Raw genomic sequence first — 17,043 nt, forward strand, 5'->3', positions numbered from 1 at the left:
CGTTAACTCGCGGGCGTCAGGTGTTGGGTATCGGGAATAGTCTTGGAAAGCCGGGCGACGGTCGAGCTGGTCGCGACAGTGCCCTGCGCTGCATAAGCTTCGTGATTACGTTCGATGTACTTCAGGTCATAAAGGTAGTTGACCATCATGCCATGGGCCTGGTTCAAACCGTTGGCAGAGAGGTCGCCCTGCCAGTTGACCCGTTCCAGCCGAGCGCCGTTGCCGATATGAAAGCGGGCAACCGGGTCCACGGGCCGGCCTTTCCGGTCCTTCACCTTCGTCAGGTAATGGGCGCAAAGCCCGGGCATGACCTCGGCCAGACGGTCTGCCGTGTCGGTATTCATCGGCCAATCCGGCTGTTTCAACTCCGCAAAGAGTTCGTCCGGCAGCACATCGCGCGCCGGGTTGCTGTCCTCACCCATCGCCTGTCCAAGCCAGCGGGCAAAACCGGGAACCGGGGACAGGGTGACGAAGGTCTTCAGCGAGGGCAACTCACGCCGCAGCTCCTCGACAACCTGCTTGATCAGGAAATTGCCAAAGGAAATGCCGCGCAGGCCCTTCTGGCAATTGGAGATGGAATAGAAAACCGCCGTGGTTGCCTCCCCCGCCGGAAGTTCGTTGCGATCCTCTGCCAGGATCGGGCCGATGGCGCCGGGTATCTCCCGGGTCAGGGCCACTTCGACGAAGATGAGCAAATCATCGACAAGAGCGGGATGGAAGAAGGCGTAGAGCCGGCGGTCTTCCAGGCCGATACGACGGCGCAGGTCGTCCCAGCCGGTGATTTCGTGCACCGCCTCATACTCGATGATCTTTTCCAGGATATTTGCCGGAGTTTGCCAGTCGATGCGGCGCATGACGAGGAAGCCGCGATTGAACCACGACGAGAACAGGTGTTCGAAGTCGCGGTCGACATCGCGAAGGTCCGGGTGCTCCCGCATGAAATCGAGCAGGTCTGATCGCATGGCCACCAGCGCCTTGGTGCCGCCTGCGGCAAGGTTCAGTCGCCTGATCAGCTCCTGCCGCTTCGGTTCCGAGACCGCGTGCAGGCGGCGTAGCAGCATCTGGTCATCGGGGTCCGCGTTGAGAGCTGCGGCCGCCTGGCGGACCTGCTCCACGTCAGCTCCGAAGCTGTCCCGCAGGGTCTGGAAGAACTTAAGCTTCGCGGTCTTGTCCAGCTGCTGATAGCCGGACAGGACTTCTCCGGCGAGCGCAACACCGGACGCCTCGCCGCGCCCCGACAAAAGGGCGTCGCAAAGCTCGGCTATCGGCTTTTCGCCGGGCCGTCCACGGCGGGCCTCTATCAAGGCCCGCCCCTGTTCGGTGATTGACGTCAGAAGTTCGCCGAAGAAGCTCGAGTTCATATGGCCCTGCCCATCAGGAGTTCGGGAAGCCATGTGGCGATGCCCGGGATGAAGCACAGCAACAGGATCCCGACCACCATGCACAGGACGTAAGGGATCGACCCGCGCAGGATCTCGGCCAGCGTGATCTTCGGGGCAATCCCGTTGATCACATATAGGTTCAAACCGACAGGAGGCGTAATCAGACCAATTTCCATGTTGATCGTCAGAACCACGGCAAACCAGTAGGGATCGAACCCGGCCTGCAGGATGATCGGCAGAAGGATGGGCGCGGTCATCAGGATCACGGCAACCGGCGGCAGGAAGAAGCCCGCGAACAGCAGGAACACGTTGATGATGCCCATCAACACCCAGCGGTTGACGTCAAGAGCTGCGATCCACTCCGCAATCGACTGGGTGATGAACAGCGACGACAGGGTGAAGGAAAACAGCTCCGAGGCGCCGATGATCATCATGATCATCACGCTTTCCTTCAAGGTGTCCCGGAACATGGAGGTGACCTTGGTCACGCTCCACATGCGGTAGATCACCACGACCAGGACGATGCAGAACAGCGCACCGACACCGGCAGCTTCGGAGGGCGTCGCCACGCCGCCGTAGAGCACGTAGAGAATGCCGACGATGATCGCCAGGAAGGGAAGAACGCGCGGCAGGGCCTCGAAGCGCTCCTTCATGGTGAAGCGCTCGGTCAGGGCGGACAGGCCGATGCCGCGGCGGTGGCAATCGTAGATCGTCCAGGCCATGAACAGCATGGTCAGCATCAGCCCCGGCAGAAGGCCGGCCAGGAACAGGCGGCCGATCGAGGTTTCCGTGGCGATGCCGTAGACGATCATGGTGATCGACGGCGGGATCAGGATCCCGAGCGTTCCGCCGGCCGCGATGGATCCGGCCGCGATCTCGTTCGGATAACCGCGCTTGGTCATTTCCGGAATGCCCATCTTGCCGATGGCCGCGCAAGTCGCAGGGGACGAGCCGGAAAGAGCGGCGAAGATGGAACAGGCGCCGATGTTTGACAGGACGAGCCCGCCGGGCACCCGGTTCAGCCAGCGGTCGAGGGCCTCGTAGAGGTCCTTGCCGGCCGGCGAAGAGGCAACGGCTGCGCCCATGAGGATGAACATGGGGATCGAAACGAGCCCGAAGGACGCCAGACCGCCGAAAAAGGTCTCGCCGAGGATGGCAAGGCTTCCCGAGCCCTCAACGATGATCAGCGCCATGATGGAGACGAAGCCGAGTGCGAAGGCGATCGGCGTGCCGATGCCCAGAAGCGCAAGCAGGGCCAGAAGGACAACAAGTCCGGTAAACAGCGGGCTCATCGTTCGTCCACTCCCCAGATTTTCATGAGTTCGGCGATATATTGCAGGGTCATCAGGCCGACGCCGACCGGCAGCGGCAGCAACGGGATCCAGAGCGGAAGCGCCCAGACCGTGTCAGTGGTCCAGCCGTAGGACCAGGCTTCCTCGAAATAGGTCCAGCCCGACCACGCGAGCATGGCGCAGAAGACCAGTCCGACCAGGCCGGCCAGGGACTGCATGATCTGCCGCATCGTGCCGTAAAGACGCAGATACAGAAGGTCGACATTCACATGTCCCTTCTCGATCAGCACGAAGGGCGATGCGAGGAAGGTCATGGCGACCAGCGCATAGATGACGAATTCCGTCTGCCAGACCGTCGAGGCGTTCAGGAAGTACCGCATGACCACCATCTGGGTAACAACCAGGATGGCCGAGGCGAGGAGAAGGAGCGAGAGCACCGCAGCAGCGCGGGACAGGGCCGAAACCCAGCGAATATAAGCAGTCATTCAGGAGGTCCGAGATCGGGCGCCCTCAGGCGCGCATGTGCGCCCGGACTTTTATTGTGAAGTCTGGCGGAGATGGTTCGGGCGGCAGCTTCGGCCGCCGCCCTCAACCACATTCGCCAAAGCGGGGATTACTCGACGGCGAGAGCCTTTTCGATCAGCTCCTGGCCGCCCGGAACCTTTTCCGCGAACATCTTGTAGGACGTCTCCTTGGCGATCGCGAGCCAGGCGTCATAGTCCTCGGCAGACATCTCGGCGACTTCGACACCAGCGTTGGAGAAGGCTTCGACCAGCTTGTCGTCAAGGCCCTTCGCCTCACCGGCAAAGTAGTCTTCAGCCACCTTGGCGGCGGCCATCAGGGCGCTCTTCTGGTCGTCGGACAGCTTGTCCCAGCTGCGCTTGGACATGAGGATCGGCTCGTACATGAACCACAGGGCGTTTGCGCCCGGCTTCGTCAGACAGGTGGTCTGTTCGAAGATGCGGTAGGAGACGAAGGAGCCGGACGAGGTGTTGGCTGCATCCAGAACGCCGGTCTGCAGACCGGTGTAGATTTCGGACGACGGCATGGAGGCAATGGAGCCGCCTGCACCGACCAGCATCTGCTCGAATGCCGGACCGGCAGCACGGGTCACCTGACCCTTCATGCTTTCCGGGCTGGTGATGCACTGCTTCTTGGAGGCGAAACCGCCCGCGAGCCATGCGTCGGCCAGAACGACAACACCGGCCTTTTCGATCTCGGCCTTGATGTCATCCATGAACGGCGACTTGTTGAGGCGCGTGGCGCGGTCGTGGTTCCGAACGAGGCCCGGCATCAGGGTCGCGGAGAACATCGGATGACGGCCCGAAGCATAGTCGAGCGGGAATGCGGAGATGTCCAGAACGCCCTTGGTCATGGCGCCCCACTGCTCCTTGGCCTTGAACAGGGACTGACCCGGATAGACCTGGATCTTCAGATCGACGCCGGCCTTTTCGACTTCACGCGCCAGAATCTGGACCATTTCGTCACGGACGTCGCCTTTTCCGCCCGGCCACTGGTGAGAAGCCTTGAGGACGGTTTCGGCCTGCGCCGTCGGAATTGCGGCAGCAAAAGCCACGCCCAGTGCGAGCGCTGTCTTGGCAAAGTAGTTCATGTGTTCCTCCCATGCGCACCTTGTCCCGACTCCCTTCGGGGCGTGCGCTGTGATGGCGTTGGTCGCCTGATGCTAGGCAATCACAGCGCGTGGATGCGAGTCAACGATTTTTGTATACAAGAAAAAGCTTTTTGCATAATTTGATGAAATGACCCAAGGCCAGACAAGAACCCGCAGGGCCCATGCCCTTAAAGAAGAACTGGAAAACGACATTGCCACGGGGCGTTATCCGGCCGGCACCCGGCTGGACGAGGTGACCCTTGCGACACGCTTCGGGGTTTCGCGCACGCCGATCCGTGAGGCATTGATCGAATTGTCAGTGGCCGGACTGGTCGATATCCGGCCCCGGCGCGGGGCCTTCGTCAAGGACACCGGAATCGAGCGCCTGATCGAGATGTTCGAGGTCATGGCCGACCTTGAGGCCATGTGCGGACGGCTTGCGGCGCGCCGGATCACGACCGCCGAGCTTCTCAACCTCAAGCGCGCGCATGACGAGTGCTGCCGCGCCCATGAGGGCGGGGACCCGGACGCGTACTACCAGGCCAACCACACCTTCCACCAGGCGATCTATCGCGCCAGCCACAACACCTTCCTGATCGAGCAGGTGAACCAGCTGCACAACCGGCTGAAGGTCTACCGCCGCCTGCAGCTGCGCGTCCCGAACCGGGTCGCGGGCTCTTTGTCCGAGCACGAACGCATCGTGGCCGCAATCGAGGAGGGCAATGCCGCCGAGGCTGCGGAGCAGCTGCGCCAGCACGTGCTGATCCAGGGCGAACGCTTCAACGACTTCGTCGCCTCGGTCTCCTCGCACCGCCAGGAAAGAGAAGACATCCCACGGCACATCAGCGCTGCTGAGTGAGGGGGCATGGGGGATTGGGCGGCGGGTACCCGCTAGCAAGATTGGGGAAGCGGAGTTCTTGAAGCGGACGTTCGCCATGCGCCGTCTCAATGTTGTTTTCGGTACTGAGCTGCGTTGCGCGACACCGGACAGTCAACGTTCCACCAGATTTCGGCAACCCTACCTTGCAGAAGACACCTCCAAATACAATATGAAATCGGTACGAGGATTGGTCGAGTAGAGGCGGGGCAATGGACGGCTTTTTAAGTTTAATTAGCGATCGCTTTTTCGAAGGATTTTCTCTGCTAATCGCAGTCAGCGCGCTCATTTACGCAGCACTCGCACATCGTGTCGCCAAACAAGCACTAGCAACAGCCAAAACATCTGCCCTGGCAACGCTAAAGTTTAAAGCACATGAGGGACGTGAACGGGCCGAACAGAGTTTTCATTCTCTGCAATCAGCCTGTCACGATACGCGTAGCCAATGGGATCTTCATCATCATCGCCACTCCCCCAAGCTGGGGAGCCTACATTCTCCCCAAGACGATACGCATCACATCTCGGAAATCGAAAGACAAGGACACACGCTGCTAAGGCCACTTGACCTAAGTTTGTCTGAACTGGGGACTATGGACGCTACAGAACTGGAAGACTACATTCAACGGGCGCATCGTATAGCTGCGAGGATTGACCAGCTTCGATTTGAGCTGTCCCCTCCAAAACAGCTGTTTGCGTGATCGGCCTAAAGCAAACCTTCGGAAACTGACTGCAATGTCGCTGCCGTGCTACCCAGCCTCCCCCCCGGGACGGGCTAGAGTGTTCCGAACCGAATCAGGAACACGGGCTGGCTGCGTGTTCTGATTTCATCAGGTCCACCGACACCTTGTTGCCGATGGCACCGTGACGTCTGTGTTCGTTGTAGTCCTTGCGCCAATCCTCTAATTTTCTCCTGCGTCTGCAAGGGTCAGAAATCAGTGCGCATTTCCCAAAACGGATGCAGGTCAACTGCTGGATTGGGCGCGGGTGCCTGATAGGCTAGAGAATTAGTGGATCTGTTACCCATGGCAGAACCTTTCCGTCACCACAAACCAAGCCGGCGTGCCGTTCCCTCGTGTCAATACTAGGAACATAGAAGGTCGTCGGATCGGGATCGATCAGCGAGACGGAAAAAAGTTGCTTGAAGTGTGACGAAGTGATGCTAGATCCCTCAACGAGGGAGAACGGGCTAAACCTTACAGAAAAAAGAATAATCGTAGCACAAACCGCCTCAATACATCGCTCAAGGGATGCCTCGCGAAAATGCGTTTCCCTATCATGTTTGGTTTTATTGTAAGCGTCATACCACAAAAGAGATTGGGTGGGATTTTGCGCTGACCACGTTGCAAACGGGCGTATTGGTGCAACTGTCGGATAAGGTTTTAGGGTCACCTCGTATTCAGAAAGGAAGAGTATATCCTTTAGACTGACATAGTCGGTGGTATTCAGACTTCGACCTCGATTGCCTACCAGTCCCGCATCCCGTGCGTGACGCTGCCAATAATTCTCCACCTCGGTTGCTGCCAAAATTAAAAGCTCTCGAGTCTTGTGGCCGAAACTCCGCAAACCATGTGCATTCGGTTCTACATACAAAAAAAGATCATAAAGGCGCTCGATGAGCAACTGGAGGGCCTGCTCAGCGGAGAGCCTTTCCGGGTCGGTGACACCTAACGCCTCATTCGCATGTGCGGCAAAATAGATTCCTGGCCGCCAAACTCCACGAACAGCGTGACCTGGGTCGCGTCTCATTGGGCGTACATTCTCTGCTGCGAAAGTTGTTCCTGCCCAATCCTCTAAGCCGGTGCTCGTTCTTTGCGAAACAGTCAACCCGCTACTAAGGACGAACAGCCCAGTGTCGCGGCCGTACAGCGAGATTACAAATTCGCCTGCGCGATAAGCATAGCTGCGGGGCTGTTCACGATGAACGGTCGGCACCCACCCTGGTAGATTCGTTGCCCGATTTACAAAAGTAATACTCAATGTGGCGCCCAATCTATTTGTCTCAATCGTTACTCTAACACATACTATTTTGCCTCTAGCATCCTAAACGGCGACTTCTCTAAATTTGAAACAAACAACTTTGATTGACAAAATCCGCACACCTGCCGACGTTGTTCCGACACGCAACACAGTTCCGCTCCCCGCCCCATCAGCGCATTCGCTGCGGCTGCACTGAATGTCGGATAGGGAATGCGTTTCAGGCCGTGGAACGTCCGTCATTCTGAGGGGAACAACGCAGCCCTCTTTCAAAAAGTCTCCCGCCCGCCCTCTTGCTCTTGCCCCGAACGTCAGGCACGATTACATGACCTTGACGTAAGAGGGAGATTGAAGTGGAGCGCGTTCATTCGCTGGCTGAAAAGATCGCTGACGGAACGATTCATGTCATCGGTATCGGACTGGGCATCGCGGCCCTGATCACCCTGATCGCCGTGCAATGGGGCAGCGGCGATGTCGGGCGGCAGGTCTCTGTCTATATCTATGCCGGCTGCCTTTTGACGATGCTGATCTGCTCGGCGCTCTACAACATGCTGGCCAAGGAGAACAAGACCGGCATCCTGCGCCGTCTCGACCATGCGGCCATCTTCCTCATGATTGCCGGCACCTATACGCCGCTTGCCGCCATGATCATCGGCGGCTGGACCGGCGGCATCCTGCTTGCCGTGATCTGGACCGGGGCGCTGACCGGCGCGATCCTCAAGCTGACGCACCTGCAGGGGCTGGAACGCGTCACCGTTCCGCTGTGCCTTGCGCTCGGGTGGGTGGTCGTCTTTGCCTTCAAGCCGCTGATGGACAACGCATCCGATTTCGGTTTCTGGATGATCATCGCCGGCGGGCTGCTCTATACGGCCGGGACGGCTTTTTATGCCTGGAAGCGGCTGCCGTTTCACAACGCCATCTGGCATGCCTTCGTGCTTGCCGCCGCGATCTGCCATTTCTCTGCGGTTCTCAACGACGTGGCTCTCGGCCCGGTCTCGCTTAGCTGATCCCCGCCGAGTGCCACGAATGAAAACGGGCGCCCTTCGGCGCCCGTGTCTTTTTGGCAGAGGCTGCGAAGCTTCAGGCCTGCTACCCGTCCTTGGTCAGAACGATCACCTTGGTATGGAGCGGAACGCGCTTGAACAGGTCGATGACGTCCTGGTGCCACATGCGGATACAGCCGGACGACACGCTCTTGCCGATGCTGCTTGGGTCGTTGGTGCCGTGGATGCGGTAGAGCGTATCCGTCGACCCCTGCCACAGGTCCATGGCACGCGCGCCAAGCGGGTTCTTCAGTCCCGGGGGAAAGCCCTTTTCCCAGTAGCGGCCGAGCGACGGCTTGCGGTCGATCATCTCGCGCGGAGGGCGCCAGAGCGGGTGTTCGCGCTTGACCCGGATCTTGGCCTCGCCCGACCAGGCAAAGCCGGCCTGGCCGACGCCGATGCCGTAGCGCAGGGCCTTGTTGCCGCCAAGCGTCCAGTAGAGAAAATTGTGATAGGGATCGACGATGATCGTCCCCGCATGCTCCCGGGTCTTGTAGTCGACCACCTGCCGCAGGAACTTCGGATCAAAGGCCTTGTAGTTGATCGCCGGCCAGGTGAACTCGCCGTCGGGCAAGGCCGCATAGGCCTTAGCATAGTCGAAATCCGCCGCCGGCAAGGGGTCCTGCCCCGCCAGGCCCGGCATGCCGAGGGTGTTGCAACCGGCGAGGGATACGGCAAGAAGGCAGGCGGATCCGGTCAGGAAGGAGCGCCGCGACAGGACGGACGTCGCGCGCTCTCGCTGGAAGAAGAACTGAGTATCGCCCTGCGGCGGCGAACTGATCGGCATGAAAACTCCGATGAACTGGTGTGAGCCCCGACACGACAGTCATGAGCCATCCGGCCTTGCCTTGGCAAGGGAGTTTCTATCCAATTGACGAAACGCCCCTTCCCTTCATGCGCGTCGTCACGCCAGTGTGGCCCGCGCGCATCAACAAGCCCGAGTATCACAACGAATGACTTCCCCCCTGCCCCGCGTTCCGGTTTTCGACGGCCACAACGACACTTTGCTCAGGCGCGTCATCAATCGCGGGACCGACAAGGACACAAGCTTCTTCGAGCGCTCGGAGCACGGCCATATCGACTTGCCCCGGGCGATCGAAGGCGGATTGGCAGGCGGCCTCTTCGCCATGTTCGTGCCCTCGGACCTGGATCAGGACTTCACCAAGCCCTTCAACCCCAACGACCCGAAGAACTATGCGCCGATCGGGCAGAGCGAAGCGCTCGGGTTCACGATGAAGATGGCCGCAGAAGCCTATCGTCTGGAGCGAGCCTCGGGCGGCAAGATGAAGATCTGCCGGAACGCCGGCGAAATCGAGGACTGCATCGAGACCGGCACACTGGCCGTCTCGCTGCACATTGAAGGCGCAGAGGCGATCGACACCGACTTCGAAGCCCTGGAGGTGCTCCATGGCGCAGGGCTCAGATCCCTTGGCCCGGTCTGGAGCCGCAAGAACGCCTTCGCCGAGGGAGTGCCAATGCACTTCCCGGCCTCGCCCGATATCGGCGACGGCCTGAGCGATGCAGGAGTTGCGCTGGTGCGCGCATGCAATGACCTCGGGATCGTCATCGACCTGTCGCATCTCAACGAGAAGGGTTTCTGGGATGTTGCACGAACCAGCAGCCACCCGCTCGTTGCCAGCCATTCCAACGCCCACGCGATCTGCCCGAATGCGCGCAACCTGACCGACAGGCAACTGGATGCCATTCGCGAGAGCGGCGGCCTCGTCGGCCTGAATTTCCACGTCGCATTCCTGCGCGAAGACGGCCGTCACACGCGCGACACGCCGCTCGACACCCTGATCCGGCATCTGGACCACCTTGTCGAAAAGCTGGGCGAAGACGGGGTGGCGCTGGGATCCGACTTCGACGGCTGCATGACGCCGAAGGCCGTCGCGGATGCCTCCTGCCTCCCGGCGCTTGTGGAGGCGATGACCGCTGCCGGTTTCGGTACGGAACTTGTAAGTAATATCACGCACAGGAACTGGCTGAGACTTATGCGTCACACGCAGATGTGATCACACATTGTCAAAACTCGCGTATTTGTGATTGCATTCATTGGCAGTTTCGGAAAGTTTCGCGTTCGACACGACGCAAAAGTGTTAAACTTCTTCGTGTTGACGCGTTCGCACCAAGTGCGCTCGAAACCATGCCGAATGTTCTTTATCGCAAGGTGGACCGGACCAGGGGCACCTTACGAACCGAAAGGCGAATATCATTGGCGGGTTGTGAGTTCGGGTGTCTTGGGGTGACGCAAAAGTTGTTTGCCGCACCACCGGACAAAGCCGGCCGGAGGCAGGGACCAGGCCCGTATCAGGGATACGGTGAACGGATGGTCCGGCCTAACAAGATGCCGTCACACGGGTAGGACGCGGCCGTTGAGAGGAGACGGCACGGCCCCATCGACATTCAGGAACCTGAAACGTTGCAGCGCGTCCTTCAAGGTTTTCGCGCTTTTGGCGATGTGAGGATCTGACTGGTTTCCGGCAAGCGGCGGCGCTGGCGAGCAATCGCGCGAGCTTCTTCGTATCGGAACCCATCGTTGGGAAGTCGTGCCAGGTTGGGGCAGCTTGCACATGACATTGGCCGAAGTTGAGGGGAATCCGCTCAAGCCACCGAAGGGCGCACGAAAGTCCTGGACCGTTTATCAGGCGTTGAAGCGGCGCATCGTCATCGGCGACATGACGCACAACAGTCCGATGACCGAACAGGCGCTGGCCGGGGACTTTGCCTGTTCGCAAGGAACAATCCGTGAGGCGCTCCTGCAACTCCAGGAAGACGGTCTGGTCGATCGGCGCGGATATCAGGGAACATTCGTGACACGGACCACCGACGAGGAAGCGATCGTCCTCGTGCGTCTGCGCCTGAGCCTGGAATGCGCCGGTATGGAGCGCGCCGTTCCGCTGATGAACGACGAGGGCGAGACACATCTTCGCAGTCTTTCCAACCTCTATCTGGAGTGCCGCGCCCAGCGCGACATCTTCGCATGTGCGGAGGTCGACCGGGCATTCCACATGGCAATCTTTCATATTGCCGACATGCCGATGCTCGAACCGATCCTGAAGCGGACGCTGATCCAGCTGCACAGGTTCACCGTGTCGCGCAATCGTGGCAACATTCTCTGGCGGCCGCTCCAAACCGACCCGCACATGGAGATTGTCGACGCCATGGCTCGACGGAACGCCGAGGAGGCCAAAGCCATCCTCGGCCGCCATATCGGCCTGTCGCTGTCGAACCTTGCCCCGGAAGTGCACAACACCGTCTTCGCCACTTCCCAGCCGGAAGAGCTTTACCGCCAGCTCGCCTGACGCAGTTTCAGCAACTGCGGCTCGATGCTGCGGGCTGCGGGCTGCGAAAAGCCGGTCGATCTTGCTCAAATGCGACGACCGGCTTTCCTCCACTCCCGGACCGGCTCAGGCCATCTGGCGCTGTGTCATGAGCGCCGCCCCGATCAGCTCCCTGGTATAGGAGCTCTGGGGGGCCTCGAAGATGGCCTCCGTCGGGCCTGCCTCCACCACCTTGCCCCTCTGCATCACCATCACCGTGTCGGCAATCGCACGAACGACGGCCAGATCGTGGCTGATGAAGAGATAGGTCAGGCCATGTGCGCTCTGAAGATCGCGCAGGAGATCGACGATCTGCTTCTGGATCGTCCGGTCGAGCGCCGAGGTCGGCTCGTCCAGCACCACCAGGTCAGGCTTCAGCACCATGGTGCGCGCAATGGCGATGCGCTGGCGCTGACCTCCGGAGAATTCGTGTGGATACCGGTTGCGCATGGCAGGGTCGAGGGAGACCTCCTCAAGCGCCTGGCAAGCACGCTGGTCCCGATCCTTCGCGTTCAAGGAGGGCTCATGGACCAGGAGACCTTCGGAAATGATCTGGCCGACGGTCATGCGCGGACTGAGAGACCCAAAGGGATCCTGAAAGACAAGCTGCATGTGGCGTCGAAGCCCGCGCATGGCGGACCGGCCGAAGCCTGAAATATCCTTGCCGTGAAAGACGACACGTCCCGAGGAGGGAAGCAGGTTGAGCACGGCGCGGCCGAGTGTCGACTTGCCCGAGCCGCTTTCCCCGACGATGCCCAGCGTCTGGCCCTGTTTCAGCGAGAAAGTCACATCATCCACCGCCCGAAGGATATGCGGGGCGCTGAACAGTCCGCCGCCCAGGGCGAACTCCACGCGGATCCGCTGAGCTTCCAGCACCATCTTGGAACCATCGCCGACGGCGTCTTTCGAGCCGGTCGGCTCCGCATCGAGCAGCATGCGGGTATAGGGGTGGTCGGGGCTCTCGAAGATCTTTTTCGTCTTGCCGGTTTCGACGACCTCCCCTTCCTTCATCACGTACACCCGGTCGGCGATCTTGCGCACGATTCCCAGGTCATGGGTGATGAAGATGACAGCCATGCCGATGCGCTTCTGGAGGTCTGCCAGCAGATCGAGGATCTGCGCCTGGGTCGTGACGTCGAGCGCAGTGGTTGGTTCGTCCGCGATCAGCACATCCGGGTCATTGGCCAGCGCCATGGCGATCATGACACGCTGACGCTGACCGCCGGAAAGCTCGTAAGGGTAGGATTTGATCTTGCGTTCGGGCTCGGGAATGTTGACGAGTTGAAGCAGCTCCAGCGCCCTCGCCTCGGCCTGTCTCCAGCTCATCCCGCCATGCTCGACCATCGGCTCGGCAAGCTGGCGGCCAATGGTGTAGAGCGGATCCAGCGAAGTCATCGGTTCCTGGAAGATCATGGTGATCTTCTTTCCCCGGACCTTGTTCAGTTGCGACACGCCAAGACCGAGGATGTTGCGACCGCCATAGGTCACTTCCCCGGAAGTGCGGCCGTTGGATGCAAGCAGCCCCATGGCCGCCATCATGGTCTGGCTCTTGCCCGAACCGCTCTCGCCGACGATTGCGACTGTCTCGCCCGGACCGACGCTGATATCGACGCCGCGCACGGCCTTGACCGTACCCGTCGGTGTCTTGAAGTCGACCGTGAGCCCCTTGATATCCAGAACCGGGGCGGTGCTTTCAGTAATGCTCATGTCCATCACCTCACCTGTCCTTGGGGTCCAGTGCATCGCGCAATCCGTCGCCGATGAAATTCAGCGCGAACAGGGTCGACGTCAGGAAAATGGACGGGAAGATGAGCATCCAGGATGCGCCCTGCATGTTTCGCGCACCCTCGGAGATCAGGACGCCCCAGCTGGTCATCGGTTCCTGGACACCCAGTCCGAGGAAGGACAGGAAGCTTTCGAGCAGGATCACCTTTGGGACCAGCAGGGTCATGTAGACCACGACAGGTCCGAGAGTGTTCGGAATGACATGGCGCTTCAGAATGCCGCCGTCGCTGATCCCCATGGCCTCGGCAGCCTGAACGTATTCCTGCCGCTTTATGGTCAGCGTCTGGCCTCGCACGATGCGGGCCATGTCCAGCCACTCGACCGCGCCGACGGCGATGAACATCAGGACGAAGTTCCGGCCAAAGAACACCACGAGCATGATGACGAAGAAGATGAAGGGCAGCGAATAGAGAATGTCGACGACACGCATCATCATCTGGTCGACCCGTCCGCCGAGATATCCCGACGTCGCGCCGTAGATAACGCCGATTGTGATCGCGACGACCGTCGCCAGCAGGCCGATGGTCAGCGACACGCGGCCGGCAATGAAGGTCCGGGTCATCATGTCCCGGCCATTGGCATCGGTGCCGAAATAGAAATGCACGAAGTTGATATCGGCCCTCAGGACGGCCGACTTCTTGTCCTCGGAGAAGTTCTCGATAACTGCGTTCTTGAACATGTCGCCCCGGTCGACATAACGAACGGTCCGCGGATCGATTTCCCGGCCCGACGAGATGTTCGCAATGACGCTGTCACCTTCGCGAACGTAGTCATCGATGGTGACGCGGGCACGCTTGAGCAGACTGCGGAATGCCGGCTCGACCTCGTCTGCGCGTGGATAGGCCTCGAAGCTGGCGGGAACCTTGACGTAATCTCGGTAGACCTTGTCGAAGGGATGCGGTGAGAGCATCGGCCCAAGGATCGAGATCAGCGTGATTGCGGCAAGCACGATCATGCTGGCAACTGCCGCCCGGTTGGCAAGCAGGCGATCGCGCGCATCGTCCCAAAGCGAACGGCCCTTGACCGCGGCGCCGGTTGAAGAAGTGGTCGTCATGGTCATCGCGCGTCTCCTCAATCGTAACGAACCCGCGGATCGAGCACGGCATAAAGCAGATCCACGACGAGGTTGAACAGGATGACGAAACAGGCGACGACGACGACTGTGCCCATGACAAGCGTGTAGTCGCGGTTCAACGCGCCTTGAACGAAGTAGCGGCCAATGCCCGGAATACCGAAGATCGTTTCAACGACAACGGACCCGGTCAAAAGCGCGGCAGCCGCAGGGCCGAGATAGGAAACGACCGGCAGGATCGCTCCGCGCAGCGCATGCACGACAATGACCGTATAGCCCGAAAGCCCATAGGCCCTGGCAGTGCGGACATGGTTGGACCTCAGGGCCTCGATCATGGAACCGCGCGTCAGGCGTGCGACGACGGCGACCTGCGGCAGCGCCAGCGTGACAACAGGCAGAATGACATTGACGAAAGCCCCGCCGTTCCAGCCGCCGACCGGCAACCAGCCGAGCCAGATACCGAAGATGAGGGTCAGGACAGGTGCGACCACGAAGTTCGGAATGGTCACGCCCAGGGTGGCAGCTGCCATCACCGAATAATCGGTTGCCTGGTTCTGGCGAAGCGCTGCGACCACGCCGAGCGTTCCGCCTGCGACAAGGGCCAGGCAGAGCGCGGTCAAACCGAGCTGCATTGAGATCGGCAGGCTTTGGGCGAAGAGCTCATTGATCGAAAAGTCGCGGAAATAGAAGCTCGGACCGAAATCCAGAACGGCAACGCTCTTCAGGTAGATCAGGTACTGGCTCCAGAGAGGCTCGTCCAGATGATAGATCCGGTTGAGGTTTTCCATCACCTTTGCTTCCAGCGGACGCTCAAGGTCGAACGGCCCGCCCGGCGCGATGCGGATCAGGAAGAAGGAAATCGTCACAATGAGGAAGAGGGTCGGGATTGCTCCCAACAATCGCCCGAGCACATAGCGGTGCATGGCCTTGCCCTTGTTCTTACACGGCGGTCTTTCGCCGCCTTGCCTGTCGGTCAAGCAGAAAGACCGGCGATGAGTGCCACCGCCGGTCTTAGTGACTGGGTTATTCGGAAATGCTCATCCAGCGGGTCGGGTGGATGTTGAGGAGGTTGTCCTCAAAGCCCGCGACCTTGTCGGAGACGAGGTTCATGGAACCGTAGTACATGAGCGGGATGAACGGCAGGTCGCGCATGAAGAGGGTTTCGGCCTCTTTCAGGAGCGCTGCACGTTTCTCCAGATCGACAGTGGCTGCTGCATCGTCCATCAGCTTGTCGTATTCCGGGTTGTTGTAGCGGGCGTAGTTGAAGCCCGTATTGTCGCTCTCGACCATGAACAGGAAATTCTGCGGATCGGAATAGTCGCCGATCCAGCCGGCGCGGGCGACGTCGAAGTCCTGACGGTCGCGCAGCATGGCGTAATGGGTCTTGGTGTCGGTGTTGACCAGCGCCACTTCAACACCGAGCGGCTTCCACATGTCGGCGATCGCGACCGCCGTGTTCTTGTGGTTTTCCGAGGTGTTGTAATTGATGGTCAGCTTGAGCGGATTGCTTTCACTGTAGCCGGCGGCCTCGAGGATCTCGCGAGCCTTGTCCTCGCGGTCGATGGCGGACATGTCCTTGTAGTCGGCATAAGCCGGGTCGCCGTAGTTGCCGATGCCCGGCGGGACGAAGGAATAGGCCGCAACCATGGTCGAGCCCCAGATCTCATCGGCGAGGAATTCACGATCGATGGACATGGACAGGGCCTGGCGCACGTCCGGATTGGACAGACCTTCATCCTCGTGGTTCAGCGCGTAATAATAGGTGCCGAGATAAGGCGCCACGCGGAACTGATCGCCCAGCTCCTTGCGCATGAACTCGACCTGCTCGGTCGGTGCATCGTTGTTGGTGTGCAGCTCGCCTGCCTGGAAGCGGCGAAGGGCGGCGCCGCGATCTTCAGTCGGGTAGAAGTAGATCGTGTCGATGCCGACGTTCGCAGCATCATGGAAATTCGGGTTTTTCGTCGCCTTGATGTGCGCATTCGGCACAAACTCGGCCAGCGTGAACGGGCCGTTGGTGACGATGTTCTCGGCCTTGACGAAATCGGTGCCGAATTTTTCGACCGATGCCGGGTGAACAGGAAGACCGGTCTGGTGGCCGAGAAGATCGATGAAATAGGGCGTCGCTGCGGCGAGCGTGATTTCGAGCGTCTTGTCGTCGATGGCCTTGACGCCAAGCTCGTCAACCGGCTTTTCGCCCTTGTTGATCGCTTCGGCGTTCAGGATCGGATAGAGCACGGTCGCATATTTCGCGCCGGTTTCCGGGTTCATGATCCGCTTCAGGGAATAGACGAAGTCACCGGCGACGACCGGATCGCCATTGGACCACTTTGCGTTGTCGCGCAGGGTGAAGGTGTAGACGGTGCCGTCCTCGGAAACCTTCCACTCAGTCGCAACACCGGGAATGATCTTGCCCTCGGCGCTGTAGGCGACCAGGCCTTCATATAGGTCGCGCAGGATGTGCGCTTCGTAGGTGGTGGATGTCTTGTGCTGATCCAGGGTTTCCGGATCTGCGGTGTTGCCGCGATGGTAGACGACTTCCGCCATGGCGGCGACGGATGTGGTCGCGAGAAGCGCTGCAGCAAGCGCGGACATGCGCAAGGATTTCATCATTTCGATCTCCCCTCTTGGTTATTGGTATCGGAAACGATGAGGCACGATTCCACGCTCCTTTTGACTAATCAAG

At 60.0% G+C, this 17,043-nt stretch carries 15 protein-coding genes and 1 pseudogene; 5 read left to right on the forward strand and 11 right to left on the reverse strand.

Going from position 1 to position 17,043, the window contains the following annotated elements:
• Nucleotides 1–2: 2 nt before the first annotated feature.
• From ACN0SY_RS04770 to dctP, 4 genes are all read right to left on the reverse strand, one after another.
• Complete coding sequence (locus tag ACN0SY_RS04770; RefSeq protein WP_417684924.1) at nucleotides 3–1,361, reverse strand: malonyl-CoA decarboxylase; 1,359 nt, start codon at nucleotides 1,359–1,361, stop codon at nucleotides 3–5.
• A complete protein-coding gene (locus ACN0SY_RS04775; protein ID WP_417684925.1) occupies nucleotides 1,358–2,674 on the reverse strand; it encodes a TRAP transporter large permease in 1,317 nt (438 codons plus the stop codon). Before ACN0SY_RS04775 ends, ACN0SY_RS04770 begins: the two co-directional genes overlap by 4 nt.
• Nucleotides 2,671–3,159, reverse strand: coding sequence for a TRAP transporter small permease subunit (locus tag ACN0SY_RS04780; protein ID WP_417684927.1), 489 nt, complete (start codon nucleotides 3,157–3,159; stop codon nucleotides 2,671–2,673). The genes ACN0SY_RS04775 and ACN0SY_RS04780 overlap by 4 nt, the downstream gene beginning before the upstream one ends.
• A gap of 128 nt (nucleotides 3,160–3,287) precedes the next feature.
• Nucleotides 3,288–4,286 carry a TRAP transporter substrate-binding protein DctP gene (dctP, locus tag ACN0SY_RS04785; RefSeq protein ID WP_417684929.1) on the reverse strand — a complete coding sequence of 333 codons (999 nt, stop codon included), beginning with the start codon at nucleotides 4,284–4,286 and terminating at the stop codon, nucleotides 3,288–3,290.
• Between the two features lie 148 nt (nucleotides 4,287–4,434).
• Between dctP and ACN0SY_RS04790 the strand changes: the two genes are divergently transcribed.
• Nucleotides 4,435–5,145: a GntR family transcriptional regulator gene (locus ACN0SY_RS04790; RefSeq protein ID WP_417684931.1), complete on the forward strand. Its 711-nt coding sequence runs from the start codon at nucleotides 4,435–4,437 to the stop codon at nucleotides 5,143–5,145.
• A gap of 230 nt (nucleotides 5,146–5,375) precedes the next feature.
• Nucleotides 5,376–5,861 carry a hypothetical protein gene (locus tag ACN0SY_RS04795; RefSeq protein WP_417684933.1) on the forward strand — a complete coding sequence of 162 codons (486 nt, stop codon included), beginning with the start codon at nucleotides 5,376–5,378 and terminating at the stop codon, nucleotides 5,859–5,861.
• A gap of 94 nt (nucleotides 5,862–5,955) precedes the next feature.
• Here the strand turns inward: ACN0SY_RS04795 and ACN0SY_RS04800 are convergent.
• Together ACN0SY_RS04800 and ACN0SY_RS04805 are read right to left on the reverse strand one after the other, a co-directional pair.
• Nucleotides 5,956–6,069, reverse strand: a pseudogene (locus ACN0SY_RS04800) (hypothetical protein); the annotation flags it as partial.
• A gap of 90 nt (nucleotides 6,070–6,159) precedes the next feature.
• On the reverse strand, nucleotides 6,160–7,152 hold the full coding sequence (locus ACN0SY_RS04805) for a hypothetical protein (RefSeq protein ID WP_417684935.1): 993 nt from the start codon (nucleotides 7,150–7,152) through the stop codon (nucleotides 6,160–6,162).
• Between the two features lie 338 nt (nucleotides 7,153–7,490).
• On the opposite strand from ACN0SY_RS04805, the gene trhA reads away from it, so the two are divergent.
• On the forward strand, nucleotides 7,491–8,144 hold the full coding sequence (trhA, locus tag ACN0SY_RS04810; RefSeq protein ID WP_417684936.1) for a PAQR family membrane homeostasis protein TrhA: 654 nt from the start codon (nucleotides 7,491–7,493) through the stop codon (nucleotides 8,142–8,144).
• A gap of 82 nt (nucleotides 8,145–8,226) precedes the next feature.
• Here trhA and ACN0SY_RS04815 read toward each other — a convergent pair whose 3' ends face one another.
• Nucleotides 8,227–8,967, reverse strand: a complete 741-nt coding sequence (locus tag ACN0SY_RS04815) for a L,D-transpeptidase (protein WP_417684938.1) — start codon at nucleotides 8,965–8,967, stop codon at nucleotides 8,227–8,229.
• Nucleotides 8,968–9,133: 166 nt separating this feature from the next.
• Between ACN0SY_RS04815 and ACN0SY_RS04820 the strand changes: the two genes are divergently transcribed.
• Nucleotides 9,134–10,195, forward strand: a complete 1,062-nt coding sequence (locus ACN0SY_RS04820) for a dipeptidase (RefSeq protein WP_417684940.1) — start codon at nucleotides 9,134–9,136, stop codon at nucleotides 10,193–10,195.
• Between the two features lie 558 nt (nucleotides 10,196–10,753).
• Nucleotides 10,754–11,485, forward strand: coding sequence for a GntR family transcriptional regulator (locus tag ACN0SY_RS04825; RefSeq protein WP_417684942.1), 732 nt, complete (start codon nucleotides 10,754–10,756; stop codon nucleotides 11,483–11,485).
• A gap of 105 nt (nucleotides 11,486–11,590) precedes the next feature.
• On the opposite strand, the gene ACN0SY_RS04830 is transcribed toward ACN0SY_RS04825, so the two are convergent.
• The 4 genes from ACN0SY_RS04830 to ACN0SY_RS04845 all read right to left on the reverse strand — a co-directional run bounded on the left by ACN0SY_RS04830 (nucleotide 11,591) and on the right by ACN0SY_RS04845 (nucleotide 16,970).
• The gene (locus ACN0SY_RS04830) at nucleotides 11,591–13,210 is read right to left on the reverse strand and encodes an ABC transporter ATP-binding protein (protein ID WP_417684943.1); all 1,620 of its coding nucleotides are present in this window, start codon (nucleotides 13,208–13,210) and stop codon (nucleotides 11,591–11,593) included.
• Nucleotides 13,211–13,220: 10 nt separating this feature from the next.
• Complete coding sequence (locus ACN0SY_RS04835) at nucleotides 13,221–14,342, reverse strand: ABC transporter permease subunit (protein ID WP_417685875.1); 1,122 nt, start codon at nucleotides 14,340–14,342, stop codon at nucleotides 13,221–13,223.
• A gap of 17 nt (nucleotides 14,343–14,359) precedes the next feature.
• Complete coding sequence (gene oppB, locus ACN0SY_RS04840) at nucleotides 14,360–15,283, reverse strand: oligopeptide ABC transporter permease OppB (protein WP_417684944.1); 924 nt, start codon at nucleotides 15,281–15,283, stop codon at nucleotides 14,360–14,362.
• A gap of 100 nt (nucleotides 15,284–15,383) precedes the next feature.
• Nucleotides 15,384–16,970, reverse strand: coding sequence for a peptide ABC transporter substrate-binding protein (locus ACN0SY_RS04845; protein WP_417684946.1), 1,587 nt, complete (start codon nucleotides 16,968–16,970; stop codon nucleotides 15,384–15,386).
• Nucleotides 16,971–17,043: the final 73 nt, after the last annotated feature.

Source organism: Roseibium sp. (genome assembly GCF_048261595.1).
Taxonomy (GTDB): Bacteria; Pseudomonadota; Alphaproteobacteria; order Rhizobiales; family Stappiaceae; genus Roseibium.